Genomic DNA, 25,481 nt, shown 5'->3' with positions numbered 1-25,481 from the left:
TTTACTCTACCAATTTTTTTAAATATGCCTTGCGTATAATAAAAAAGCTCAGAGTAAACAACAGCAAAATAATTCCTACACCAACGTTAGTCATCTGAAAAAATGCTGGTGAAAGTGCATCACGAATACTGAATAACACGATAAATAATAAAATCGTAGCAATTGTAAAAGGGACAAAAATCAGTATGGATAATTCTCTTGTCACAATCACACTCATTTCTTTCATAGATAGCCCGATTTTGCGAATGCCCAAATATTTTTCTTTTTCACCCGCTAAAGAGGTCTGCAAGTAAAAATAAAGAATACTCATGGCTGCACTTAAAAAAAGCAGACTCAGCATAAAACCAATAAAAAACATGATCCTCTTCACAAATAATTCATCATGATATAATGAAATTTTCGATGTGACATAACGCTCATCTGGTTCTGTCATGATTTGTGATTCTATTTTTTCTGCTACATCCCGTTTCTCTGTCCAATCCTTCAATTCATAGGCAAACACATGATATTCTGGATAATTGAGTGCTTCATAAATCGCTTCTGGAATAACATAATATACTGCCCGAAATCCTGTTGTAAGAATCATTCCTTCTTCTAATCCTACGTACTGAAGAGGGTCATCCACATAATCCTGAATGGTATCCGTATTTGGAATCATTCCCACATTTCCTGCTACAACATAATATTCATTATCGTTAAGTGTTATCGCCTGGTGTGTGCCTAGTGCGTTGAAATTAGTATTGGACATGAAGCCAATCCTGCGGTCTTCGTCTGTTTTGAACGCAGATTGATACGCATCGAAATCTCCCACTGTTTGCTCAAGGGTTGACTCTATAAATTCAATATCTTGCTGTACTTTTTCTATAGGATTATCTGGATGTGAAATATATTGAAAGCTATACGGATATACAGCTTCCGTATTTTCTTCGACATTATAATACGAACTGTACAAAACACTCGTCGTAACAAATACGGCAAGCAGTAAAATACTGAGCAAATAAATGATATGAGCATGTGATTTGCCTTTGGCTTGTAAATTCGATACAAATAACATATTCGTTTTTCTGTAATACGAGGAGCTTTTTTGCAATCCCCGAATCGTAAACCAAGTTCCTTGGGTTAATACCAAATAAAACGTAATTAACAGACTGATAAACAAAATCACAAAATAAAGAATTCCTAAGCTTTCAATGATATCTGGATTTACTTTGAAAGGTAGTAAACAAACTGCACTCACTAAGATGGATAAAAGGAACCTCCATGGAGTTGGAAGTATTAATTTTTCCTGTGTTACATCTGCTTTTAACAGTTGTACAGCTTCTTCTTTCTTGATAAATCGTGTCGTTATTTTGGAAACAATGAAAAATAAAACACTAAATAAAATGAATGTCGTTGCAATCGCTTGTACGGGTACATACATTCCAAAGCTTTCTGCCTCCAAGATATTTTTAACGACCATTAAAAACAGAGGAGAAACGATTAATCCAACAACAATGGCTGTAATAATTGCCGCAAAAGCAATCAGCATATTTTCTCGGAACACCATTTTCCGCACTTGCTTCGTCGATGCTCCAGAAATGATAAAGACGCCAAGGCTTTTGGTTTTCTTCTTTAAAAAAGCCAGCATCGAATAAATAATAAAAATAAAAGAAAAAATATAGACAATCATACTACATAAAATCATGGCTATTCCAAGTGAGCTATTCGCATCGATTGCATCCATCATTGGATGAAAGGCAGTAATCAAAAAAAAGAAAAAGACTAAAATAGAAAAGACGCTGCTCAGAAAATACGAAATATAGGTCCATTTATCCCGTACTATATTTTGAATGACAATATGATTAAAGCTCATGATATCCACCGCCCAGAAATGTCAGTGTATCTACAATTTCTTGATAGAATTGCTTCTTGTGGTCACCTCTCTGTATTTCATTGTAGAGCATCCCGTCTTGCATAAAAATTACTCGCTCAGCAAAACTGGCAACATACGGATCATGTGTGACCATTAATAAAGAGGTTTGAAACGTTTCGTGAATGGATTGAAATAGCGTCATCACACTATTTGCTGCTTTAGAGTCCAGATTCCCCGTCGGCTCATCTGCTAATAATAGACTAGGCTGATGAATAACGGCTCGTGCAATGGCTACACGTTGCTTCTGTCCCCCTGAAATTTCAAAGGTTCTCTTCTTCATGATTTCTTCAATTCCTAAAAACTCAACGACTTCCGCTAAACGGGATGTCATTTCCTTTGCATTCACTGCATCGAGTGTCAATGGTAATAAAATGTTTTCTTCTACGGTTAATGTGTGAACCAAGTTAAAATCTTGAAAAACAAAACCCAATTCACTACGTCGAAACTTTGCAAGATCTTCATCATTCAGTTCATATGGATTTTTTTGGTTAATTGTAATAGAACCATTTGTCGGACGGTCTATGGTTGATATACAATTTAAAAATGTCGTCTTCCCACTTCCAGATGGGCCCATTACAGAGACAAATTCATTACGTTTCAGTTGAAAGTCAATGCCTTTTAATGCTTTATAGTTCACCTCTCCCACATAATCCTTATGGAGTTGTTGAACATTTAATATGATATCTGACATATATACCACTCCTGTTTTTTTCATTGTTAACTTTACTATACCGAGGTAGTCCATTCCTTAACATTTAGAATCATGACGGCAAAGTGACAATATTGACACATTTAAAACGGCTGCCTCAATCGGCAGCCGTACTAATACTTTTCGAAAGTTCAATGGTGAAAGTGGTTTCTTGATGATGAGACGTTAACTCAAACGGGTGATCTAGCGTAACCAAAATCCTTTTGACTAAGTATAAACCTATTCCTGTTGCTTCACTTCTTTTCCGTCCTTTTGAACCTGTATAGAACAAATTGAATAAGCGGTTGATCTCGCTTTTTGGAATGGTTTCCCCTCTGTTATGAATCGATAACTGACCATTCCTGTAATAAATATGAACAGTAGAGTGCTTCTCACCATATTTTATCGCATTACTAAGCAGTTGGTAGACAACTACTTTCATCCACTTTCGGTCTGAATAAAGAATAACTTCTTCCGCTATTGTCACCTTGGGAAATAGTTCTTCCTCAATAAAGTAATCTTTTAAATCATTAATAACCTCTTGGATGATTTTCTTTAGTGGCATCGCTTCAATTTTCAAATCAGATAATAATTGGGTAGAGCGGCTATAAGACAATAGCTGATTTAACGAAAAGTATATTTTATCGCATTCGGCTTCTACTTTCTGCCATTCTCCCAACGATTTGACATCGTTTGTTTGATTCGATTGAACAAGCAATTGCATGACAGAAATAGGCGTCTTCATCTGATGCACCGCATGTGAAATAAGTAGCTGCTGTTCCTGTAAAAAATTTTGATACGTGTCCTGTTCTTTTAAGAGTAAGGAGGAAAATTCCTTTAATTGATTGGCATATGCTTTTTCTATTGGAGCATGAGGACGATAGATAAGAAAATCAGCTTGGTCCAAATTTTCTTTTTTTAAATGTGTATACATTTTTTTACGACGAAGATAGCGAATAACAAGTAGACTTATTAATAAAGTGATGGCTAAAAAACTAAAATAGTCATAATGATTTTCAAAACCATCTAATTGTTCAATGATAAAAGGCAAGCAGATAAACGTTATCAGATACAAAAGAATAAAGCTGAGATGATCCTTTATAAATAACTTCATTCGTCTTTCACCGTTAATTGGTAGCCAATTCCCCGAATCGTTTTTAGTTCTAAAGAGGATTGGACATTTTCTAATTTTTTTCGCAATCTTTTAATATTCACCGTGAGTGTATTTTCTTCTACAAATCCTTCTTCATCCCATATAACAGAAAGCAGCTGCTGTCTTGTGACAACATTTGGAAAAGACTCAAAAAACATAGTACAAAGCTGGAGCTCTTTTACCGTCAATACTTCCTCCTGTTTCGGCGTAGATAAACGGACTGTGTCCAAATTTAAGGTGGTATTACCCAATTGTACTATTCGTCGTTCTGTGTTTTTTGCATACTCTCCATAGGTACGTCGAATTTGCCCATTGATTTTTGCTAATACGACATCCATTACAAAAGGCTTAGTGATAAAATCATCTGCACCATTTTCAATACCATATATCTGGTCTAGTTCGCTCATTCGAGCAGACAGAATCATAATTGGACATGTGGATATCTGTCTTATTTTTCTTGACCAGTAATATCCATCAAAGTAAGGAAGATTGATATCCATAATAACTAAATGCGGTTCTGTTTCTTGAAAAACATCCAGAACTCTTTTAAAATCTTCTATTGTGTGACACTCATATCCGTATTTTTCAAGACGATTTTTTAATGTATGAGTAATACTTCTTTCATCCTCCACAATTAATATTCTATACATAAAAATCCCCTGCCTCATTTAAATAAAAGTAGTTCCGTTCCAAATCCGATAAAAACTCATGTTGTCTGCCGGTTTTTATACCTTTTAATCTCTGTGACTGACCTAATGAGAAGTCATCTTGAATTTTAAGCCAAGGTGATAATCTGGCCCACTGCCCGTTGCCCAACCTTCTTTAATCCACTGTTTAATCTCATATGTTCTTGTCCTTTTCAATAAAAAACCCCTTTGGCTAATCATATCCAAAGGGGTAAAACGGTACAACTTTATTTCAAATCTACAATCACCAAGTCAAACTATAAAACCGACCTACTCCACGGTCACACTCTTCGCAAGGTTTCGTGGTTTATCCACATCGCATCCGCGGTGAAGGGCTGCGTAGTACGCGATCAGCTGCAACGGGATGACAGACACGAGCGGTGTAAGGTGGCTGTGGACTTTCGGGAGGACGAATGTGTCGTCATCTTCGTTCAGTCCTTCCATGCTGATGATGCACGGGAATGCCCCGCGGGACGCCACTTCTTTCACATTGCCGCGAATGCTTAGGTTCACGTGCTCTTGTGTTGCAAGGGCGACAATCGGTGTGCCCTCTTCGATGAGCGCGATCGTGCCGTGTTTTAATTCGCCGCCTGCGAAGCCTTCTGCTTGAATGTAGGAAATCTCCTTCAGCTTGAGCGCGCCTTCGAGGCAAACGAAGTAATCCGTTGCCCGGCCAATGAAGAAGCAGTTGCGAGTGACCGCTAAATAATCGCGGGCAATCTTTTCAAGGGTTTCCTTTTGGTTGCATAGTGTCTCCATGGCGTTGGCCACAATGCTAAGCTCTTGGATTGGATCAAACCCGAGGTCGATTCCTTTTGCTTTCGCTGTGTCAGCTCCAAGCAACGTGAGTACCGCCATTTGTGCTGTATAGGCTTTTGTGGACGCCACCGCAATCTCTGGGCCTGCATGCGTATGAAGCGTAAAGTCCGCTTCACGTGAAAGAGTAGAGCCTGGCACGTTCGTGATCGTCAGTGCTTTGTAGCCAAGCTTCTTCACTTCGACGAGAACGCCTCGTGAATCCGCCGTTTCCCCGCTTTGGGAGATAAAGATAAAGAGTGGGCGTTTCGACAGCAGTGGCATATTGTATAAGAACTCACTGGCAATATGCACTTCTACTGGTTGTTTTGCAAAGTTTTCAATGAGCTGTTTGCCGACAAGTCCTGCATGGTAGCTCGTGCCGGCTGCTATAATGTAAATCCGATCAGCTTCCATAACCGCTTGACGAATGTCTTCGTCTAAACGGACAGAGCCGTCTTCGTTTTGATATTTTTGGATAATGTTACGAATGACAAACGGCTGCTCATCAATCTCTTTTAACATGAAATGAGGGTACGTCCCCTTTTCGATGTCGCTCGCATCTAACTCTGCTGTATAAGGCTCACGGCTGACGGCTGTGCCATCAAGCGTTTTAATGGTCACGTCATCTTTTGTGACAATGACGATTTCCTCATCCATAATTTCAAGAAATTGATCCGTTACTTGTAACATCGCCATCGCATCTGACGCAACGACATTGACCCCATCCTGAACACCGACAAGAAGCGGGCTCTTATTTTTTCCCACATAAATCGTGTCCGTGTCTTTTTTGTCTAATAAGGCGATGGCATACGATCCCTTCAATAGGGAAAGGGTGTGGCGGAACGCTGCTTCCACGCTCTGTCCTTCATGAACAAAACGCTCAACAAGCTGAACGACCACTTCCGTATCCGTATCACTTTGTAATGTCACGGCTTGCAAATAGTCACGCTTCAACTGTTCATAATTTTCAATGACTCCATTATGAACAATGGTAAAGCGAGACGATTCGCTTTGATGCGGGTGGGCATTGACCTTGCTCGGTTCACCGTGGGTCGCCCAACGAGTATGTCCGATTCCGACCGTACTTTTTACGCCTTGATCCACTACTTCACGGAGGGTCGCAATCCGTCCCTTTTCTTTAAAAACATGGACCCCTTCTTCCGTAGCCACAGCGATTCCTGCTGAGTCATAACCACGGTATTCAAGCTTCTCAAGCCCTTTTAATAAAATCTCTTTCGCATCTTCCGTTCCAATATAACCTACAATTCCACACATAGTTTTGGTTACCTCCCGGGCGTGGGGGCAAGTAACCGAGGGGGCTACTTGCCCCCACTCTTTATCTCTTTTTTGTTAGCATGAACGCTTTTGCCTTTGTCCAGAAGGTCGCCCCTCTGTTTTTTACAAAAGCTTGCGGCTGTCATGTGCAACCGGAGGGCATCCGCCGAACCTTCGATAAACCCTCTCCTCGTCAACTATTCCGTTACCGTCCGTGGAATAGTCCTGGCGCTTCAACTGTCATAGAGGTCTCCCTCTGTTGCGATCCTCCTTTCTATCTTCGACAGGCTAATCATACCTAATTGTTGTCTGCACGTCAATCATTCCCAACAAATCTCCAAACTTTTTTTGTTTCATTCAGACTGATCAACATTTTCAAACAACTACTACAAAATATGCGCAAGCAACATACAACGTGTTGCCTGCGCATGAGAATGTGCAAAGGATTCAATTACTCTTGCCCTAGCTCTGCCTTTACGACATCGGCTATTTTATTCACAAAAGCGTCACATAGCTCTTCTGTTTTCGCCTCAACCATGATGCGAACAAGCGGTTCTGTCCCCGACGGACGAACTAATACTCGACCTTCACCGTTCATTTCTTGCTCTACTTCTTTGATCACAGCGGCAACCTTTTCGTTATCAGTCACAGCATGTTTGTCTGTTACTCGAATGTTTACAAGCATTTGCGGGAATGTCTCCCACTCCCCGGCAAGCTCTGACAATTTTTTCCCTGTCTGCTTCATAATATTGACGAGTTGAAGCGCAGAGAGCATGCCATCACCTGTCGTAATATGATCGAGGAAAATAATGTGGCCAGACTGTTCTCCGCCAAGATTGTAACCACCTTTACGCATTTCCTCCATGACGTAACGGTCACCTACTGCGGTTTGCTTCGTGTCAATTTGCAACGCTTCTAACGCCTTATATAAACCTAAATTGCTCATCACTGTTGTCACAAGCGTCTGTTGCTTCAACAGCCCTTTTTCTTTCATATACTTAGCACAAATGTACATGATTTTGTCGCCGTCCACGATGTTTCCTTTTTCATCTATGGCAATGAGTCGATCTGCGTCACCATCAAAGGCAAGGCCAATATCGGCATTTTTCGCGTTAACAAATGCCGCGAGAGCTTCTGGGTGAGTAGAGCCGACACCATCATTTATGTTTTTTCCGTTTGGCGATGTCCCCATTGTCGAAATATCGGCTTCAAGATCGGCAAACAGGTGAGGGGCGAGCGAGGACGCCGCACCATTTGCACAATCGAGTGCAATATGTATACCTGTAAAGTCTTCATCTACCGTTTGCTTTAAAAATTGAAGGTATTTTTGTGCCCCTTCAAAATAGTCATTCGCTTGGCCTAAATCGGCACCCGTAGGTCTTGGTAAAGCATCTTCCTCATCAAGAAGCGTTTCGATCTCCTTCTCCTGCTCATCAAGGAGTTTAAAACCATCAGGACCGAAAAATTTAATCCCGTTATCAGCCACCGGATTATGTGAAGCTGAAATCATAACCCCTGCACTGGCGCTAACCGCTTTCGTTAAAAAAGCGACACCAGGTGTAGAGATGACTCCTAATCGCATAACTTCTACGCCAATAGATAACAGACCCGCTACGAGAGCCCCTTCAAGCATTTCACCAGAAATACGAGTGTCTCGACCAATGAGCACCTTAGGGTTTTCCTTGTCTTTTGTTAGTACATACCCTCCGATACGCCCTAATTTGAACGCAAGCTCAGGCGTGAGCTCTGTATTGGCGACTCCCCGCACTCCATCAGTTCCAAAATACTTTCCCATTGTGATCTCTCCTTCAACGGCGCTCATCATTCGATTGCGCTGTCAATCTCAATTCTGTAGTGGATGTATCTGCTTTAAAACGTAAAAATGACGGGCCCTCAAACTCCAATGGTACCTCATGAACCCCTTCTGATAAGCCGTTCACATCCACATAAATGTCAATATCACCGACTTCTAGGTTTTGGAGATGTTTACTTGCTCCAAAAACAGATAAGGCTACAACAGATGGGCTCCCATCCGTAAACACAACCTCCATATTATCAGCTATCCCGACAATGTCAATTGGAACTTCTGCCATTTCCAATTCGTCTTCCTCTTCTATGTGGAGTGTCACTTCAATCTGTGCCGGACTAACACTTTCAGCTCCTTCAGGTACAGGAACATCGAGGGTTATCGTTTCGGTGTCTTCGATCGCAGATAAATCGACAGACAGGTCTTCTCCTTCAATCACTGAAAGTTCGTCAAGGACGTCTTGCGGACCATAAACAGTGACGGTATTTGGTTCAATCTCTACAGATTCAATGCTCAAACCATCTGGTAATTCCCCTGCACGAGTCACGCGTACTGGCAGTTCCACCGATGGGCTCTCAACAGGTATACGAACATTGACGGTCTGAGGCTCGCGATCAAAATCCAGCGGCTCCCCTGCTGCATTCAGTAGCTGAACCTCTAAATCTTGCTCTATCTCCCCTTCAGCCCCAGTCATATCAACATAAACGACAGCAGAGGCAACCTGCTCCACTTTGCTCCGGCCAGCCGTCACCTCAATGTTAACCGGAGAGACGACTGGCGTACCTGGGGAAAAGCCTGGTTCGATCTCTTCTTCATTGATCATTTCAACCGTGACCGGCACAGACACCGTTTGTCGTTCTTCAAGCTGAACGCGAGCCATTCTCGGTTCAACCGTCACTGCCAAATCGCCTGGAAACCCTCTATGTTCTACGTCGACAGTGTGGCTTCCTTCACCAGCTTCGGTTAAATCAACAAATACTTCATAAGATGGCCGGGCAAAGCGAAAGACAGTGAGCACTCCTCTTGGACCTTCTAAATCAACTTGAACTGTTTCCGTTTGCTCCACAATATCGTATCGTTCTTCATCGTATAGTACGGTAAGCTCTAGCTCCCCTAAGGAAAGATTCCCGTGATCAAACGTCGGTAGAATGCTTGGCTGGTTGTTCAAATTATCTACATTCACCATAATAAACAACATGATCGCAAGGAAAAAAGAAATAATTTTAACAAACCATGGGCTATTAAATAGCTTATCCATTCTTCTTCCCTCCCCACTGCCAACGCGAGGTGGTGACCATTTTCGCTTCTGAAATGAGCTCCGCTTCGAGCAAACTGCGGAGCTGCTCCTCGTCTAGGTCTCTATGCAATTCGCCGTTTTTTGTCAACGAGATATGACCCGTTTCTTCTGATACGACGATCGTCAAGCAGTCAGTCACCTCACTCACTCCAAGAGCGGCTCGATGCCGAGTGCCGAGCTCTTTTGAGATGAATGGGTTTTCTGAAAGGGGCAAGTAGCACGCTGCTGCAAGAATCGTATCATTGTTTATAATGACAGCTCCATCATGTAATGGTGTATTCGGAATAAACGTATTAATTAGTAGCTCTGACGTGAGATTGGCATTCATCGGGATACCTGTCTCCACATAGTCGGTCATTCCCGTTTCTCTCTCCATAGAGATTAATGCACCGATCCGCCGTTTCCCCATATAAGTGGATGCTTTGACAATCGCATCAATCGTTTTCTTCATCGTCTCTTCTTCATTTGCGGTACGGGAAGCAAAGAAGCGCCCCCGTCCAAGCTGTTCTAGCGCTCTCCGCAGTTCAGGCTGGAAGATAATGATAACAGCCAAAAGTCCATATGTAATCGCTTGGTTTACGATCCAACCAAGGGTACGCAAATTAAAGAAGATACTGATCGCATATACGATCAAAATAACGGTAATTCCTTTTAATAACTGCACGGCTCGTGTACCGCGAATAATCATAATAGCTTTATATATCACATAGGTAACGACTAAAATGTCGAGTATTTGCGTTAGGTAATTGAGCCACGGAAGATTTTCTCCAAAAAACATGGTCTTTCCTCCAAACCATTTTTACAATTCATTCGAGCTCAGTTGATAAAGTGAAACATCTACGTTACGTGCCTCAGGTTGCAAGGCATCGTATCCATTCAAAGTTACTTCGTCTTACTTGTTAACAAAAGTGATTACGGATCTATTGGAAAAGAAAAGTCCTTGCATTTCGCAAGGCAGTATGTCTATTATAACACATTTTCTAAAGAGGAAGCGGTTCTTTGCATTCTCTGTAGTTTCTTCCACCTTTTATAAACCTATTCTGCAAGTTACCCTTCTTCATCAAAGCTCGCTACAAGCTCAATTGTAATGGCATCTTACCTTTGAAACGATGTTGCTACCATCGAGGCTGGATGAAAAAAACAGCCCTTAGGAGGAAGGACTGTTTTGTTCATCAGAAATATCAATGACTTTCGTAAGAAACTTTTTCGTATGGTACCATATCCAGTCGAGAATTTGATTCACTTCATCAATTTCACCAGACACAGATCCAGGAGATGCTAAATATTGACTACTATTTACAAGTAAGACGTTCCCTTGTACTTCCCCTTCAATAATAAGCTCTCCATTGCGGACAACCAAATCCCCTTGAATGACTTCTCCCTCTGGGACGATGACACGGCCACTCTCTTGATCAATTGATACATTTCCTGTACCCGTGACCGTCACATGCTCCCCATCACTGGACCACATGGAGAAAAGACTGGTCGACATGAGAAGAACGAAGACCGCGGCAGCCACTGCTAAAGGATAACGACGCATCCACACTTTGAAACGATTCGTTTGTTTTCGTTTCGGTAAGTTTTTCATTACATTTTCCGTAAATCCTTCTGGTGCTTGAACATGGGAGGCACTTTGGACAAATGCGACCACTTTGCGTACTTCAAGCATGTATTCAAAACAGGCATCGCACGTTTCCAAATGCTCGTTGAGTTCCTGTCTTTCTTCAGCCGTTGCTTCGCCATCAATATATTTATCAATTAATGTTCGGTAATGTTGTTCGCAGCTCATTCGCTCACACCCTTTCTACACATGTCGCATTCGCTTTCTCAGCGCTTCACGACCGCGGTGGATTCTCGTCTTGACTGTGGATACAGGCAAATCAAGAATGTCACTGATCTCCTTCAACGATAGATCTTCCATGTATTTCAAAAGGACAGCCATTCGATATTTTGGTGGCAACGCTTGGATTTCTTGCTGAATCCAATCTCTCGTTTCCATTTGAATGACTTGGTCATCCACAGGCTCCTCATCAGCCGCTAGCTGAGATTCAATCGTTAACCCATCTGCCCCTTGGACTGGATCCTCTAAATGGAAGTCCGGTTTCCGTTTGCGAAGTCGATCAATCGCCACATTTGTGGCAATGCGAAACAACCACGTGGAGAATTTCCTTTGAATATCGTAGGTATCAATATTTGTATATGCCCGCAAAAACGCTTCTTGTGCTACATCCTGAGCTTCATGCACATTTCCTACCATTCGATAGGCTACTTGATACACTTTATCTTTATAAAGCTCCACAAGCTCGGCAAATGCTTGTTCATCGCCAGCCCTCACTTCACGCACAAGTCTCTTATCAATACTGTCCATAAATAATAACTCCTACTACATCAATCTATTTCTTATACGAATGAACGTTTAAGATGTTTCATGATTTCCATTTTATTTTACCATGAAATAGAATTTTGTAGAGAATTCAAATGCATTTTAATTTTTAAGAAGGGGATGTTCATTCCATTTCGAATACTATATATAGAGGCTTAAAAACTTTGATCACACAAGGGAGTGGGTAAAATGGAGAAAACTCAGCAACAGCTTATACATGAGATTGAACACATAAGAAAATTTTTAATCGATCTCGGCGAAGATTACCCATTACATTCTCACATTGTCGTGTCATGCAGCCAAAAGCTCGACTTGCTCTTAAACGAATTTGAGCGTACGAAAGAATAGCAAGACAAAAAAGCCTCGGACAATCCTCCAAGACTTACGTTATAAACATATGGTGGAGCCTAGCGGGATCGAACCGCTGACCTCCTGCGTGCAAAGCAGGCGCTCTCCCAGCTGAGCTAAGGCCCCTTTTTGGAGCGGAAGACGGGATTCGAACCCGCGACCCCCACCTTGGCAAGGTGGTGTTCTACCACTGAACTACTTCCGCAATGACATGGTGAGCCATGAAGGACTCGAACCTTCGACCCTCTGATTAAAAGTCAGATGCTCTACCAACTGAGCTAATGGCTCTAAAACAAAAAAGATCATTTTCATCCCAATCGGTTGAAACGATCAAACGAATATAAGGAAAAATGGCTGGGCTAGCTGGATTCGAACCAGCGCATCACGGAGTCAAAGTCCGTTGCCTTACCGCTTGGCTATAGCCCATCAATACATGGTGGAGGGGGACGGATTCGAACCGCCGAACCCTGAGGGAGCGGATTTACAGTCCGCCGCGTTTAGCCACTTCGCTACCCCTCCATCGAAGCGTGCTTTTTAAAATGCCGGCCAGAGGACTTGAACCCCCAACCTACTGATTACAAGTCAGTTGCTCTACCAATTGAGCTAGACCGGCGCAGTATGAATGATGCTGATTCAGGTTCGTTGTCTCTTCCTCTTCTCGCTTTGACAACGATGTGAATGCGTCGAGACAAGTCGTAGCCTACAAAAGGACAGACCCTTCAATCAAAAATATGGTGGAGGATGACAGGATCGAACTGCCGACCCCCTGCTTGTAAGGCAGGTGCTCTCCCAGCTGAGCTAATCCTCCAACGTACAGGAGCATGCGTTGCAATAGGACGTTGCGCCTTTAGCATGCCTTCTTTTTAAAAAGTAAGTGTAACTTCATCCATCCAAAAAATAATGGTGACCCGTACGGGATTCGAACCCGTGTTACCGCCGTGAAAGGGCGGTGTCTTAACCACTTGACCAACGGGCCACAGTTTCCATCAACATGTCCATCCATGTTGACAAAAAGTATTATATAAAAATTCTCTTCTTTGATCAACCCCTTTTTCGAAATTCTATTTTTCGAAATTTTTTTATCCTCGAAAGATCAAGGCCTATGAGAATAAAACTATATTTTATCCATTTTTTACCCTTGTTTTTTTAAATCATCCCCATTACGATAGTATTAATAAGAATGTACGTTCGGGGTGATGGTGTTGACCGAAAAAGGATATCCTTCCGCAGATGCTTACGAAAAAGAGCTCTTATCATTGCTTGAAACTGTTCGATATCAAGCCAAACAAGACACGACGCTACAAATTGCTGAACGGATGCTAGACTATGGTGTTGACGTGCAGCTAACTGCAGCGGTCACAGGCCTTACAAGAGATGAGATCCTCTCAGGTAAACGAGGTAAAATTCCGTTACAAGTGAAGGTTAAATGATTTAACGATTAACTGTTAGAAAGAGCCGCTAAATGTTCACATGCCTAAGAGACTCGGGCATAACTAGCCAAACGTAATAAGGAAGGTCGGATCATTTTATTTTTATAGTCCACATCTTTTTCTGTTGCTTCAAAGGACTGTCGGTTGTTTGATTGGCCTTTATGGCCGTGCACTTTCGTCAGTACACGGTCATAAAGGCAAACCCTTATTCATTTCTGCAGGTCTCGTTGGCACTGATGGACATTCATGAGCCTTCGGATAGCCAAAAACTAGTTCTACGTCCACTTTACACTGACCATAGATTCCTTCCCCGTTTTCTCGTCTGAGAGCAATTGCTGAATCTTTTTCCTTTGTTGTTCCCATGATTCATTGACTAAGATTTTCATCTGGTTTCCTTCCTTTGCTTCGGTGCATTGCGGTCGGAATGGGCAACCTGAACCATCTTCACATTTTGCTCCATGAAATGTTCGTTTAAAGCCACAACGACCTGAACCATATTCATGGCCAAAATCACGAGACGCCTGCGGGAAAAGCAAGAGCTTCAGCACCGTGTAGTTCAACCGATAAATTTTCCAGAATAACTTGATTTAGCGCCGAGTCTCCATGGCGGAAGCAACCGTTTTTCTTATACTCTAGCTTTCATTTTATCAATTCCAGTACGCTATTCATTCAACAACTGCTCCAAGGTCTTCACATTTTGCTCCATTAGGTCAAAGTAATCGAATCCTTTGTCCCTGTCGGCTTGGACGACATTTTCCAAGTTATTAAAGTAGACAGCCTCACCGCCTAACTCTTCCATAAGCGTCTCTGCAATCGGAATCTTATAGTTTCTCTCAAATCCAATGTGAGAAAGGCCGTGCGCCTCAGCAAATTCAATTAGCTCTTTTACTTGATGCAGCGATGGTTCATTCGCCGGGGAAAAGCCTGTAATCGCTACTTGCTCAAGTCCATATCGTTCCTCCCAATACGTATAGCCAGCATGGGCTACGAGAAACATCGTTCGGCCGATTCGGTCATGGCAAGAAAGGATTGATCTAGCGCTTCTAACTGCTCGACTAATTGTTCGAAGTTTTTCTCAAATTCTTCGCTGGCCTCTGGCTTTAACTGCTGCAAGCCAGCCTTTACGTTTCGCGCCAACTGAATGGCTCGAATCGGGTCAATCCAAACATGAGGATCTCGATCCCCGTGATGGTGATCGTGATGGTGATCGTGATGGTGATCGTGCCCTCCACCGATAAATTCAACTCCTTCAGAGGCCTCAAACATTGGCACTTTCTCATCTCGCAAGCTATGCATCATCGATTCAATAAAACCTTCCATACCACCGCCACTATAGAAGAACCCATCGCTCTCTGCAACAGCAATCATTTCCCGAACGGAAGGTTCATAGGTGTGAGCATCTACGCCAATTGGGATCAAGTTTTTCACTTCCACATGGTCCCCGCCTATTTTTTTAATAAAGTCTTCGAGAACGAAAACGGTGGTGTATATCAGAAGAGGCTCACCTGTCTCTGTAAGCTGTTTTTGATCGTTGACCCTATGCTTACTCTCATGTTCCCCCACCAGTGGGGAAGAATCTGTTTCCTGCGTCCCACAAGCGCAAAGGAACATCATACTTGCCCATATGACCAACCATCGTCGCATAGTTATTCTCCTTTTAAAGCAAATGTTCGAAATGCCGTATACAAATCATTCAACGCTGCTCGCAAGCGCCAGCTACTTTCACTAAGCCATCGGACGTGAATAAGACCTTCAGCGACACACGTATATGCAAACCGATCGTTCTGCCCTCCATTTTCCATCCACTGTTCCAAGTGCGCCCCCTTTAGGATCGGAGCATGCATCCACACAGCACCATAATACGAGTAGCCATCAAGTCGACCGATCGTCTGTAATTGATCCTTCGGTTGCAAGTGAACCCGATCGTGCACTACTAATGTTTCATCAAGATAGATTTCCACAAGACTATCCACTTGTTCGTATTGAAACCTTTCATTATGGTGAACCCTACCTGGCGTCAACATATCACCGTAAAAAAAAGTAGAGGAGGAATGGAGATGAAACCGTGTGCTTTGTAGAAAGGATGCCTTTCGAAACGGTATGATCGACTCTGGCTTCCAAAAGGCAGCCGCTCCTTCATCGACTCGCAACCATACTTGCTGTGTTGAGCTCTCGCCTTGCTTACGGGAAGGATACACCTTCGTTGCCGACTGAGGGATCAACTCTACCCTCGCTCCTTCACCGACGTAAATGGCGATCGTTTGAGAATCACCACTGACCACTCCCCCAGATGTTTCCACTAGATAAACCGTTGCAAGGTCAACTTCCTCTGTTCTTAATACGCGACTTACATTAAGAGGAGGGGTTTGTTCGGAAGCGACTAACCTTGTTGTTCCACGGCGGCGTTCAAACGTAAGGTCAAGCCGCCCATGAAGCTGAGGTAAATGAGAAGAAGCCCTCACACGGAAGGCTCCTTTACCATGTCTTCTAACAACAGTTCTCGTTTAATCCAGTCGATAATGGTCTCGATGCCTTTTCCTCGCTTCTGGTCGGTAAACACGAACGGTCTTTCTCCTCGAGCCTGCTTTGCATCCTCTTCCATGATATCTAGATCGACTTCAACATACGGAGCTAGGTCTATTTTATTGATCACAAGCAAATCCGAACGTGTAACCCCAGGGCCTCCTTTGCGCGGGATGTCTTGCCCTTCCGCCACATCGATGACATAAATAAAGCCGTCCACAAGTTCGGGGCTGAAGGTAGCTGATAAATTATCGCCTCCGCTCTCAACAAAAATAATATCAAGGTTGGTAAACCGCTGCTTCAATTCATGGATCGCTTCAAAATTCATTGAGGCATCTTCCCTAATCGCCGTATGGGGACACCCTCCTGTTTCCACACCGATGATACGATCTTCCGGTAAAACACCATGCTTCACTAAAAACTGAGCATCTTCCTTCGTATATATATCGTTTGTAATGACAGCAAGCTCATAGCTTTCATGCATCGCTCGCGTTAATTGCTCGACCAGATGGGTTTTCCCTGAGCCGACAGGCCCGCCGATTCCAATCCGAATGGGCTTCATATATACCATCCTTTCGTATCTACTTATGAAATAAACAACCGTGAATGTAAGTGCTCATGCTCCATCGACGCTAACTCAATCCCAATTGCGTGGTTTGATAAATCGTTCAAGCTCCGGGCCACCACCTGCTGGGTCACATGTAAGCAATCCTCGTGCAACTGGTGAATGACGCGCACCCCTGTTGACTGACCGAGAGGAATGGCTCGCACAGCATTGTGGACGAGATTAGCAACCGATGAATAAAGAAAGGCGATCATTGTCATTTGATCAGGATACGCCCTCGTATTGGAGAAAACACCATACGTTGTAGCGTAATGACCGTGGGCTTCCTTCGCTCGTATGAGCTGGGCCCATTGTGATAGCGACTCGTCTTCTTGTAACGGCAGCACCGTCTGCAAAAACTGCCGTCCCATTTTCAAGCTACCTTCCCGTGATTCCCGTGCAAGCTTTTGCGCGTGAGCGAGCCGATCAACCTCGAGTATTGCGGCTAAAGAGCCTGATTTTTTGAGCACTTCGAGTGTCTCCTTCAGTAAAATTCCATCCCCATAGCCAAGATTGTCATACAAATAGGTACGACACCATTGGATCAAAGAGTTTTCGTCCTTTACGATGTCACGCTGAATATACGTCTCAAGCCCAAAGGAATGAGTGTATCCTCCGATTGGAAACGCCGAATCATGAATGTGCATCATTTCGACGAGCATGAGCGGATCAATCGTGATGGTGGTGATGCCCTTTGTACTTGAACGGCTGCTTAAACCGTTTCTCCGTTTGTTCATAGTTCACCCCAATTTCATTAAATAGAGCCGCCAACGTGGAATCATATCGGACATAAATTTCATCATTTTCAACAAGGCAAGGTGTATGCCGATTCCCGAGTTCAAACGCCGTTTTCCCCATTTCCTTCATCGTTTTCGGACGGATGACAAACGCTGGTTCAAGCTTCGTACGTACAGCAATGGCAACGTCTTCTCCCTCATACAGAATGTCTCCAAATGTCAATCCTTGCTCTTCCATGACAATCGCCACTTCTCTGCCACGATCCGTCGTCTTTCGTAAAATCCGTTTATTTAATTCGTCCCAATCGAGTTCAATCCATTCAATGGTTTTCGTAGGTGTCTTTGCTTCAATGTTTCCGATTACTGAATGCACGTACATGCCTGTTCCTCCCTTACCTTTCTAAAATAAAAAATAGCGTTGGGCGAGCGCGACTTCCTCAAAGGGTTTACATGTGATCATTTCCCCGTTCACCTTTACCTCGTAGGTTTCTGGATCAATCTCAATATTCGGTGTAGCGTCATTGTATTTCATTGATCGTTTGCTAATGGAACGGCAATTTTTAACGTGGGCGATTTTCTTTTGTAGCCCGAGTGCTTCGTGAACCCCGAGATCCATGGCCGCTTTTGATAAAAACGTAATAGACGTCGTCCCTCGTGCGCGACCAAAGCTACCGAACATGGGACGTGAAAACACAGGCTGCGGCGTTGGGATCGATGCGTTTGGATCTCCCATTTGACTGTAGGCAATAAGCCCGCCTTTTAAAATGAGCTCTGGCTTCACCCCAAAGAATCGCGGATCCCATAAGACGAGATCGGCTAGCTTCCCCACTTCTACAGAGCCCACGTAATCGTCTATGCCGTGAGTAATCGCCGGGTTAATCGTATATTTGGACACATAGCGCTTAATGCGCACATTATCATTTCCTTTTCCTTGATCTTCGGCTAATGCGCCGCGCTGTTTTTTCATTTTGTCTGCGGTTTGCCACGTGCGAATAATGACTTCCCCTACGCGCCCCATCGCTTGTGAATCGGAGGAGATCATGCTGATCACACCTAAGTCTTGCAAAATATCCTCCGCTGCGATCGTTTCCGGCCGAATACGGGAATCAGCAAACGCTACATCCTCCGGTACATTTGGGTCGAGGTGGTGGCAAACCATCAGCATGTCTAAATGCTCATCAATCGTATTCACGGTAAATGGGCGAGTCGGGTTTGTGGAGGATGGTAGAACATTGGGCAATCCAGCCACCTTCATAATATCTGGGGCATGTCCACCGCCCGCACCTTCCGTGTGGTACGTATGGATGACACGATCACCAATGGCTTTGATCGTATCCTCAACAAACCCCGCCTCATTCAACGTGTCTGTATGTATCGCCACTTGGACATCCATCAGATCGGCAACGGATAAACAAGTGCGAATCGCCGCAGGGGTCGTGCCCCAATCCTCATGAAGCTTTAAGCCGATAGCGCCTGCTTCAATTTGCTCTCGCAACGGTGCTGGTGTGGACGCATTTCCTTTTCCTAAAAAGCCTAGATTCACCGGAAATGCATCTGCCGCCTCAAGCATCCGTTCAATATTCCATTTACCTGGCGTGCAAGTCGTCGCCTTTGTTCCTGTGGCAGGCCCTGTTCCACCACCGAGCATCGTCGTGATACCCGAGGCAATGGCTACGTCGATTTGCTGCGGGCTAATAAAATGAATATGAGCGTCAATTCCGCCTGCTGTGACGATGAGCCCTTCGCCTGCAATCGCCTCGGTGCTCGCACCTACGATCATATGTGATTCCACCCCATCCATGATGTCAGGGTTTCCCCCCTTGCCAATCCCGACAATGTGTCCATCTTTAATGCCAATATCGGCTTTCACAATCCCTGTGTAATCAATAATCGTGGCATTCGTAATAATCAGGTCAAGCACACCTTCATCCCGCGTATAAACAGCACTTTGCCCCATGCCATCGCGCAGCACCTTACCGCCGCCAAATTTGCACTCATCGCCATAGACGGTATAATCTTTTTCAATCTCTAACAATAAATCAGTATCTGCCAAACGGACTTTATCACCTACGGTTGGGCCATAGAGGGAAGCATATTGGGCACGTGTTAGCTTCACTTTTCCTCATCCTCCTTGTCTTCACTTACTTGATAGGAGGCCAAAAAGGAAGGAAGATTCTCATCGTCAATGGCACCGTCTGTCCACCCATTTAGCCCGTAGATTTGGCGTTTTCCTCCGATTTCAACAAGATCCACCTCTTTTTCTTCACCAGGTTCAAAGCGTACCGCCGTACCAGCGGCAATATTCAACCGCATCCCGAATGCTTCTTGGCGATCAAAGTGGAGGGAACGGTTCACTTCAGCAAAATGAAAGTGGGACCCTACTTGAATTGGGCGATCACCCGTATGAGCCACAAGGACTTTTACCATCCGTCTTCCTTTATTAAGGACAACCTCTCCATTCGCCGGAATCACTTCTCCAGGAATCATTTACGTTCCCCCCCCTTATTGAATCGGTTCATGAATCGTCACTAACTTTACGCCATCTGGAAACGTGGCCTCGACTTGAATTTCTTCGAGCATTTCTGGCACACCTTCCATTACATCTTCTGTCGAGAGCACGTGCTTTCCGTCTTTCATCAATTCAGAAACCGACTTCCCTTCCCTTGCCCCTTCTAAAACGTAGCAGCTTAAAATGGCTACGGCTTCGGGATAGTTGAGTTTCAGTCCTCTGTCCATCCTCTGTTTTGCTAATTCTCCTGCCATAAATAGAAATAGCTTTTCTTTTTCAACTGGACTTAGTCTCACACAGACCACTCTTTCTAGTAATTGGTAAGAATCCGATGTCACCATGTTATCTTTGATGACAAGGTCGGTGCAACAAGTTTGTTAGAAAAGATTACAGAAAATTCTAACTATGATTAAAGTCCTATTTTTTACATTATGTATAAATTTATGTAACGATTTCTAACGAACATAGTGCACAGCTTGTAAATTGTTGCTACCGTTTAAGCATAAAAGACAGAAAATTCAGGAGGTTTTACATGGAGAGTTCTTTACGTAAAACAGTGTTCATGATGGCCTTTAGCTTATTGATCCTTGCGGCATGCGGGGAGCAAACAGCCCAGCAACAGGAGCAGTCCGCCGAACAAACGGAAGTCGAGGTCGGTAGCGATCAAATTGCTGTCGGAATTCTCCATTCGTTAAGCGGAACGATGGCTATGTCGGAAACATCCGTGCGCGATGCTGAATTATTGGCCATAGAAGAAATTAATGAGGCCGGCGGCGTATTAGGAAAAGAGCTTGTCCCTATTATCGAAGATGGCGCTTCTGAACCTAACATATTTGCCGAGCGCGCAACAAAGCTCCTACAGCAAGATGAAGTCGCCGTCATTTTTGGTGGGTGGACGTCTGCGAGCCGAAAAGCGATGCTACCTGTTGTAGAAGAGAACAACGGATTGTTGTTTTACCCTGTCCAATATGAAGGAATGGAAGCCTCTCCGAACATATTTTATGCCGGAGCTGCGCCAAATCAACAGATTGTTCCCGCTGTGGATTGGCTATTAGAAAACCGAGGAACCGAGTTTTTTTTACTAGGATCAGACTATGTTTTCCCTCGACTCGCCAATGCAATCATTAAAGCACAGCTAGAAAGCCATGGAGCAACATTAGTCGATGAGCAATATACTCCACTCGGACATACGGATTACAATACGATCATTTCCCGTATTCGTGAATCAGAGCCAACCGTTATTTTTAACACGTTGAATGGTGATAGCAACGTAGCCTTTTTCAAGCAACTCGCCGATGCAGGCATTACCGCTGATGATGTGACCGTCATGTCGGTAAGTGTGGCTGAGGAGGAAATTCGCGGAATTGGTGCCGATGTACTTGCCGGACATTTAGCAAGCTGGAATTACTTCCAGACAACAGACACACCTGAAAACGACACGTTTGTCACTGCCTACAAAGAATCCTTCGGCGACGACCGGGTGACAGGGGATCCAATTGAAGCGGGCTACTTGATGGTTCACTTATGGGCCCAAGCAGTCGAGGCTGCGGGAACAACCGATGTAGAGGCTGTCCGTGAGGCTGCGAGTACGATTGAGTTTTCCGCCCCTGGTGGGTTAGTGAAAGTAGATGGTGACAATCAACATTTGTACAAAACGGTCCGAATTGGTGAGGTTCAAGCCGATGGGCAGTTTGAGGAGGTTTGGAATTCAGGAGAACCTGTTAAACCCGATCCATTCTTAGAAGATTATGAATGGGTAGAGGGCATTAGTAGCGCGGCTGCAGGCAATTAAACACAATGTGGGGAGAACTTTTTCTCCCCCTCTTTTGGCTATAGAAAGGTAGGGAATGGCATGATCGTACAACTTTTTAACGGTATAAGCTTAGGCTCCATTCTTCTTTTAATCGCTCTTGGGCTTGCCATAACGTTCGGAATGATGCGAGTCATTAACATGGCACACGGGGAATTAATTATGGTTGGAGCCTATGCTACTTACGTTGTTCAGCTTCTTTTTAGTCAATATGTTCCTCAGGCTTATTTTGATCTTTACTTTTTACTCGCGGTCCCGTTATCGTTTGTCATTTCAGCTCTTATCGGTATTCTCATTGAACTTACCGTTATTCGCCACTTATACGGCCGACCTCTAGATAGTTTATTAGCCACGTTTGGTGTTGGACTCATCTTGCAACAAACAGCGCGGACAATCTTTGGGGCACCAAATGTAGGCGTCCAAAGCCCATCGTTTTTACGTGGCGGGCTAGAGATTGCCGGAGTGACACTCCCTTTCTCTCGGTTGTTTATTATCACTCTCGTCCTCGTAAGCTTTTGTTTGTTAGCCTGGTTTTTTTATAAAACCCGGAATGGCCGAAAAATTCGCGGGGTGATGCAAAACCGGAGCATGGCCACATGTTTAGGGATCTCTACACGCAAAGTGGATGTAATGACATTTGCGATTGGTTCTGGTTGTGCTGGTTTAGCTGGAGCTGCACTGACGCTGTTAGGGCCGATCGGGCCAACCATCGGTACCTATTATATTGTAGATGCCTTTATGGTCGTCGTTGTTGGCGGGGTCGGCATGTTAGTAGGAACGGTGGCTGGTGCGTTAGGGATCGGGATGTTTAACACCTTATTTGAATATTGGACGAATGCCTCTTTAGGAAAAGTACTCCTCTTTGCCTGCATCATTCTCTTTTTACAATGGCGCCCGCAAGGCTTGTTTTCCTTACCAACTCGTTCTTTAGATTAAGAACTACGCCAGCAAGCAGTAAGAAAGGTGTGAATGACTTTGCAACATATTGGTACGCGACTATTTACGAGGCAATGGTTAATGTTTCTTATCATCGTACTTCTCTTAGTTCTTCCTTTTTTTCTTAGTGATTTTCGAACCAATCTTCTCGGGCGCTATATTGCCTTTGCGATTTTAGTGCTTGGACTCGACCTTTTGTGGGGTTACACAGGGGTTTTAAGTTTAGGACATGGGATTTTCTTCGGACTTGGCGCTTACATAATGGCGATGTATTTAAGTCTAGAAGGAATGACAGGGGCCGTTCCAGACTTTATGCTATGGAACGGGATCACAGAGCTCCCTTTGCTGTGGCAAGTGTTTTCGAATCCTTTCATAGCGATCATCGGTGCCGTTACGATCCCAATGTTGATCGCTAGCCTATTAGCTTTTTTTACGTTTCGAAACCGGATCAAAGACGTCTACTTTACGATCTTGACACAAGCGCTCGTCCTCGTCATGGTCACTTTGATCGTTAGTCAACAATCCATTACGGGGGGTACGAATGGACTAACCGGTTTTTCGACCATTTTTGGCTATTCGTTGTCGAGCGCAAGCACGCAACAAGTTCTTTATTACCTTACACTTGGCTGCTTAATTCTCGTGTTCCTTCTATGTGCAGCCCTTGTGAATAGCCGATTTGGCAGAGCATTAGTGGCGATTCGTGATGGCGAAAACCGGCTGCGTTTTTCAGGATATGATACGTCTATGTTTAAAGTCGCTATCTTTACCTTATCCGCAGGGATTGCCGGTCTTGCAGGCATGTTATATGTCCTACAAGTTGGCATGATTACACCGTCTATGATCGGCATCATTCCCTCAATTGAGATGATCCTTTGGGTAGCCATTGGCGGGCGCGGTACTCTCATTGGACCAGTGATTGGTGCCCTTGTAACCAATTCAGCGAAAACGTTTTTCAGTGAATCTCACCCTGAAGCATGGCTATATTTATTAGGAACCGTATTTGTTGTCATTGTCCTTTTCCTTCCCGGGGGAATTATGAGCCTTTTACGAAAATGGAGAAAAGAAGGTGAGCGAAATGAATCAGACGGCGTTAAACGAACCGAGCGAGAAGAAACCCATCGTTCTCAAGTCAGTTAACCTTTCTGTCCAGTTTGGTGGCTTTTTTGCCATTCGTGACTTTTCTTTTACGATTCCTGAAGGGGAGCTGCACTTTCTTGTCGGACCAAATGGAGCCGGAAAAACAACGTTTCTTGATGCTATTTGCGGAAAGGCCCCCGTTTCAAAGGGAAGCCTTTTGTTCCATGGTGACTTGGAGCTCTCAAAACTAAAAGAGTTTGAACGTGTTCGCTATGGAATCGGGCGAAAATTCCAAGCCCCCTCCATCTTTCCGAAATTAACGGTTTTTGAGAACCTGGAATTGTCCATGAAACAAGACAAACGCCTCTTTCCAATTCTTTTCTCAAAAATGAAAGCAGAGGAGCGGGATCGAATGGACGACATGCTCGCGTTTATCGGACTATCAGATGAACGACACAGGATCGCGCAAACGTTGTCTCATGGGCAAAAGCAGTGGTTAGAAATAGGGATGGTGATGATGCAAGAGCCGAAACTGCTCTTACTCGACGAACCGATAGCAGGGATGACTGAGACGGAAGAAGAGAAAACAGGGGAACTCCTCCTCTCACTCAAATCCCGTTGTTCGATCATCGTCGTTGAACACGATATGGGCTTCGTTCGATCCTATGCAGACAGAGTCACCGTCATGCACGAGGGACAGCTCCTCTGTGACGGAACGATTGACGAAGTCCACCATAACGAACAGGTGATTGAGGTATATCTCGGTCGAAAGGAAGGTAGCCCACATGCTACAGCTCTCTAACCTAGAGGTCGCCTATGATGAAAGCACCGTCATTCGTGATGTATCGTTATCCGTCCAACCGGGAAAGGTTGTCTGTCTGTTAGGACGAAATGGCGTTGGGAAGTCAACGATTATGAAAACCATTATCGGATTGTTGCAAGTAAAACGAGGCTCGATTCAATTAGAGGGGGAGGACGTCACAAAAAAAAGCCCCACCTACCGTGCGCGAAGAGGCATTGGCTATGTTCCTCAAGGTCGTGACATCTTTCCTTTCCTAACCGTTCACGAAAATTTGTTGTTAGGCTTGGAAGCCTGCGATACAAAAGGACAGAAAATTGACGAAAGCCTATTTGCTTACTTCCCGATTTTAAAGGAGATGAAAAACCGGCGTGGTGGTGACTTAAGCGGCGGTCAACAGCAGCAACTGGCCCTAGCGCGAGCCCTTGTCGCTAACCCAAAGTTTCTGTTGTTGGATGAGCCAACCGAAGGAGTACAACCGAACATCGTCTATGACATTCAGAAAGTAATTATGGATGTTAAAAAACGAAGCAAAGATCAAGCCATTTTATTAGTCGAACAAAGCATCGATTTTGCTAAACAAGTAGGAGATTACTTCTACGTGGTCGATAAAGGACGCATCGCCTATGAAGGAGATTCATTAATCGAAGTTGAAATCAAGCAGTATTTAAGTGTCTAAGCAGTGATCGGTTGCGGTCGCTGCTTTTTC

Annotated in this window: 27 protein-coding genes, 8 tRNA genes and 1 pseudogene; 7 read left to right on the top strand and 29 right to left on the bottom strand. The window is 44.0% G+C overall.

From position 1 onward, the window contains the following. Position 1: 1 nt before the first annotated feature. From FED51_RS01645 to sigW, 11 genes and pseudogenes are all read right to left on the bottom strand, one after another. The gene (locus FED51_RS01645) at positions 2 to 1,852 is read right to left on the bottom strand and encodes an FtsX-like permease family protein (protein WP_053432105.1); all 1,851 of its coding nucleotides are present in this window, start codon (positions 1,850 to 1,852) and stop codon (positions 2 to 4) included. After that, on the bottom strand, positions 1,842 to 2,603 hold the full coding sequence (locus tag FED51_RS01640; RefSeq protein WP_010896454.1) for an ABC transporter ATP-binding protein: 762 nt from the start codon (positions 2,601 to 2,603) through the stop codon (positions 1,842 to 1,844). Before FED51_RS01640 ends, FED51_RS01645 begins: the two co-directional genes overlap by 11 nt. Before the next feature lie 115 nt (positions 2,604 to 2,718). Continuing rightward, positions 2,719 to 3,714 carry a sensor histidine kinase gene (locus FED51_RS01635; protein WP_053432104.1) on the bottom strand — a complete coding sequence of 332 codons (996 nt, stop codon included), beginning with the start codon at positions 3,712 to 3,714 and terminating at the stop codon, positions 2,719 to 2,721. Continuing rightward, positions 3,711 to 4,403: a response regulator transcription factor gene (locus tag FED51_RS01630; RefSeq protein WP_053432103.1), complete on the bottom strand. Its 693-nt coding sequence runs from the start codon at positions 4,401 to 4,403 to the stop codon at positions 3,711 to 3,713. The genes FED51_RS01635 and FED51_RS01630 overlap by 4 nt, the downstream gene beginning before the upstream one ends. Next, positions 4,399 to 4,640: pseudogene (locus tag FED51_RS21710) on the bottom strand (hypothetical protein); the annotation flags it as partial. The gene FED51_RS01630 and the pseudogene FED51_RS21710, both read right to left, overlap by 5 nt. A 69-nt stretch (positions 4,641 to 4,709) precedes the next feature. Next, positions 4,710 to 6,512, bottom strand: a complete 1,803-nt coding sequence (gene glmS, locus FED51_RS01620; protein WP_053432102.1) for a glutamine--fructose-6-phosphate transaminase (isomerizing) — start codon at positions 6,510 to 6,512, stop codon at positions 4,710 to 4,712. A 451-nt stretch (positions 6,513 to 6,963) separates the two neighbouring features. Then, positions 6,964 to 8,307: a phosphoglucosamine mutase gene (gene glmM, locus FED51_RS01615; protein ID WP_053432101.1), complete on the bottom strand. Its 1,344-nt coding sequence runs from the start codon at positions 8,305 to 8,307 to the stop codon at positions 6,964 to 6,966. A gap of 13 nt (positions 8,308 to 8,320) precedes the next feature. Next, positions 8,321 to 9,577 (bottom strand): CdaR family protein, encoded by a 1,257-nt coding sequence (locus FED51_RS01610; RefSeq protein ID WP_053432100.1) that lies wholly within the window; start codon positions 9,575 to 9,577, stop codon positions 8,321 to 8,323. Continuing rightward, positions 9,570 to 10,394: a diadenylate cyclase CdaA gene (gene cdaA, locus FED51_RS01605; RefSeq protein WP_010896447.1), complete on the bottom strand. Its 825-nt coding sequence runs from the start codon at positions 10,392 to 10,394 to the stop codon at positions 9,570 to 9,572. Before cdaA ends, FED51_RS01610 begins: the two co-directional genes overlap by 8 nt. Positions 10,395 to 10,763: 369 nt before the next feature. Further along, positions 10,764 to 11,405 (bottom strand): anti-sigma-W factor RsiW, encoded by a 642-nt coding sequence (gene rsiW, locus FED51_RS01600; protein WP_053432099.1) that lies wholly within the window; start codon positions 11,403 to 11,405, stop codon positions 10,764 to 10,766. A gap of 15 nt (positions 11,406 to 11,420) precedes the next feature. Continuing rightward, a complete protein-coding gene (gene sigW / locus FED51_RS01595) occupies positions 11,421 to 11,984 on the bottom strand; it encodes an RNA polymerase sigma factor SigW (RefSeq protein ID WP_010896445.1) in 564 nt (187 codons plus the stop codon). A gap of 204 nt (positions 11,985 to 12,188) precedes the next feature. Between sigW and FED51_RS01590 the strand changes: the two genes are divergently transcribed. Then, positions 12,189 to 12,347, top strand: coding sequence for an aspartyl-phosphate phosphatase Spo0E family protein (locus tag FED51_RS01590; RefSeq protein WP_010896444.1), 159 nt, complete (start codon positions 12,189 to 12,191; stop codon positions 12,345 to 12,347). Between the two features lie 50 nt (positions 12,348 to 12,397). Here FED51_RS01590 and FED51_RS01585 read toward each other — a convergent pair. From FED51_RS01585 to FED51_RS01550, 8 genes are all read right to left on the bottom strand, one after another. Continuing rightward, positions 12,398 to 12,473, bottom strand: a tRNA-Ala gene (locus FED51_RS01585). Between the two features lie 4 nt (positions 12,474 to 12,477). Next, positions 12,478 to 12,552: transfer RNA gene (locus FED51_RS01580), tRNA-Gly, on the bottom strand. 7 nt (positions 12,553 to 12,559) lie between these two features. Then, a tRNA-Lys gene (locus FED51_RS01575) sits at positions 12,560 to 12,635 on the bottom strand. Between the two features lie 63 nt (positions 12,636 to 12,698). Next, positions 12,699 to 12,773, bottom strand: a tRNA-Gln gene (locus FED51_RS01570). An 8-nt stretch (positions 12,774 to 12,781) separates the two neighbouring features. Continuing rightward, positions 12,782 to 12,866, bottom strand: a tRNA-Tyr gene (locus FED51_RS01565). Positions 12,867 to 12,887: 21 nt separating this feature from the next. Then, positions 12,888 to 12,960, bottom strand: a tRNA-Thr gene (locus FED51_RS01560). Positions 12,961 to 13,079: 119 nt separating this feature from the next. Beyond that, a tRNA-Val gene (locus FED51_RS01555) sits at positions 13,080 to 13,155 on the bottom strand. A 93-nt stretch (positions 13,156 to 13,248) separates the two neighbouring features. After that, a tRNA-Glu gene (locus FED51_RS01550) sits at positions 13,249 to 13,323 on the bottom strand. 226 nt (positions 13,324 to 13,549) lie between these two features. Between FED51_RS01550 and FED51_RS01545 the strand changes: the two genes are divergently transcribed. Next, positions 13,550 to 13,777, top strand: a complete 228-nt coding sequence (locus FED51_RS01545) for a hypothetical protein (protein WP_010896443.1) — start codon at positions 13,550 to 13,552, stop codon at positions 13,775 to 13,777. A gap of 275 nt (positions 13,778 to 14,052) precedes the next feature. Here the strand turns inward: FED51_RS01545 and FED51_RS01540 are convergent, their stop codons facing one another. The 10 genes from FED51_RS01540 to ureA form a co-directional block, all read right to left on the bottom strand. Then, positions 14,053 to 14,337: a transposase gene (locus tag FED51_RS01540; protein ID WP_041820105.1), complete on the bottom strand. Its 285-nt coding sequence runs from the start codon at positions 14,335 to 14,337 to the stop codon at positions 14,053 to 14,055. A 101-nt stretch (positions 14,338 to 14,438) separates the two neighbouring features. Beyond that, positions 14,439 to 14,774, bottom strand: coding sequence for a metal ABC transporter solute-binding protein, Zn/Mn family (locus tag FED51_RS21815; protein WP_053432098.1), 336 nt, complete (start codon positions 14,772 to 14,774; stop codon positions 14,439 to 14,441). Then, positions 14,762 to 15,421: a metal ABC transporter solute-binding protein, Zn/Mn family gene (locus tag FED51_RS21810; RefSeq protein ID WP_053432097.1), complete on the bottom strand. Its 660-nt coding sequence runs from the start codon at positions 15,419 to 15,421 to the stop codon at positions 14,762 to 14,764. The genes FED51_RS21815 and FED51_RS21810 overlap by 13 nt, the downstream gene beginning before the upstream one ends. Positions 15,422 to 15,423: 2 nt before the next feature. Next, positions 15,424 to 16,239: an urease accessory protein UreD gene (locus FED51_RS01525; RefSeq protein WP_010896440.1), complete on the bottom strand. Its 816-nt coding sequence runs from the start codon at positions 16,237 to 16,239 to the stop codon at positions 15,424 to 15,426. Then, on the bottom strand, positions 16,236 to 16,862 hold the full coding sequence (ureG, locus tag FED51_RS01520) for an urease accessory protein UreG (protein WP_053432096.1): 627 nt from the start codon (positions 16,860 to 16,862) through the stop codon (positions 16,236 to 16,238). The genes FED51_RS01525 and ureG overlap by 4 nt, the downstream gene beginning before the upstream one ends. A gap of 23 nt (positions 16,863 to 16,885) precedes the next feature. Next, positions 16,886 to 17,641: an urease accessory protein UreF gene (locus tag FED51_RS01515; protein WP_053432095.1), complete on the bottom strand. Its 756-nt coding sequence runs from the start codon at positions 17,639 to 17,641 to the stop codon at positions 16,886 to 16,888. Beyond that, the gene (locus FED51_RS01510; protein ID WP_053432094.1) at positions 17,574 to 18,020 is read right to left on the bottom strand and encodes an urease accessory protein UreE; all 447 of its coding nucleotides are present in this window, start codon (positions 18,018 to 18,020) and stop codon (positions 17,574 to 17,576) included. Before FED51_RS01510 ends, FED51_RS01515 begins: the two co-directional genes overlap by 68 nt. A gap of 21 nt (positions 18,021 to 18,041) precedes the next feature. Beyond that, entirely contained in the window at positions 18,042 to 19,757 is a 1,716-nt protein-coding gene (gene ureC, locus FED51_RS01505; RefSeq protein ID WP_053432093.1) for an urease subunit alpha, read from the bottom strand. After that, complete coding sequence (locus FED51_RS01500; protein ID WP_010896435.1) at positions 19,754 to 20,128, bottom strand: urease subunit beta; 375 nt, start codon at positions 20,126 to 20,128, stop codon at positions 19,754 to 19,756. The genes ureC and FED51_RS01500 overlap by 4 nt, the downstream gene beginning before the upstream one ends. A gap of 15 nt (positions 20,129 to 20,143) precedes the next feature. Further along, positions 20,144 to 20,446, bottom strand: coding sequence for an urease subunit gamma (gene ureA, locus FED51_RS01495; RefSeq protein WP_010896434.1), 303 nt, complete (start codon positions 20,444 to 20,446; stop codon positions 20,144 to 20,146). A gap of 236 nt (positions 20,447 to 20,682) precedes the next feature. Between ureA and urtA the strand changes: the two genes are divergently transcribed. Genes urtA through urtE form a run of 5 tightly spaced genes read left to right on the top strand, consistent with a single transcriptional unit; the run spans position 20,683 to position 25,451 of the window. Next, the gene (gene urtA / locus FED51_RS01490) at positions 20,683 to 21,942 is read left to right on the top strand and encodes an urea ABC transporter substrate-binding protein (RefSeq protein ID WP_053432092.1); all 1,260 of its coding nucleotides are present in this window, start codon (positions 20,683 to 20,685) and stop codon (positions 21,940 to 21,942) included. 60 nt (positions 21,943 to 22,002) lie between these two features. Next, positions 22,003 to 22,896, top strand: coding sequence for an urea ABC transporter permease subunit UrtB (gene urtB, locus FED51_RS01485; protein ID WP_053432091.1), 894 nt, complete (start codon positions 22,003 to 22,005; stop codon positions 22,894 to 22,896). Positions 22,897 to 22,929: 33 nt separating this feature from the next. Further along, positions 22,930 to 24,033, top strand: a complete 1,104-nt coding sequence (urtC, locus tag FED51_RS01480; protein ID WP_053432090.1) for an urea ABC transporter permease subunit UrtC — start codon at positions 22,930 to 22,932, stop codon at positions 24,031 to 24,033. After that, positions 23,972 to 24,775 (top strand): urea ABC transporter ATP-binding protein UrtD, encoded by an 804-nt coding sequence (urtD, locus tag FED51_RS01475; protein WP_053432089.1) that lies wholly within the window; start codon positions 23,972 to 23,974, stop codon positions 24,773 to 24,775. Before urtC ends, urtD begins: the two co-directional genes overlap by 62 nt. Further along, positions 24,759 to 25,451, top strand: a complete 693-nt coding sequence (urtE, locus tag FED51_RS01470; RefSeq protein ID WP_053432088.1) for an urea ABC transporter ATP-binding subunit UrtE — start codon at positions 24,759 to 24,761, stop codon at positions 25,449 to 25,451. The genes urtD and urtE overlap by 17 nt, the downstream gene beginning before the upstream one ends. Positions 25,452 to 25,481 lie beyond the last annotated feature (30 nt).

Source organism: Halalkalibacterium halodurans (assembly GCF_005671335.1).
In the GTDB taxonomy this organism is placed as follows: domain Bacteria; phylum Bacillota; class Bacilli; order Bacillales; family Bacillaceae_D; genus Halalkalibacterium; species Halalkalibacterium halodurans.
The sequence above is the reverse complement of the archived record's forward strand: the minus strand, read 5'-3'. Positions and strand labels throughout refer to the sequence as shown.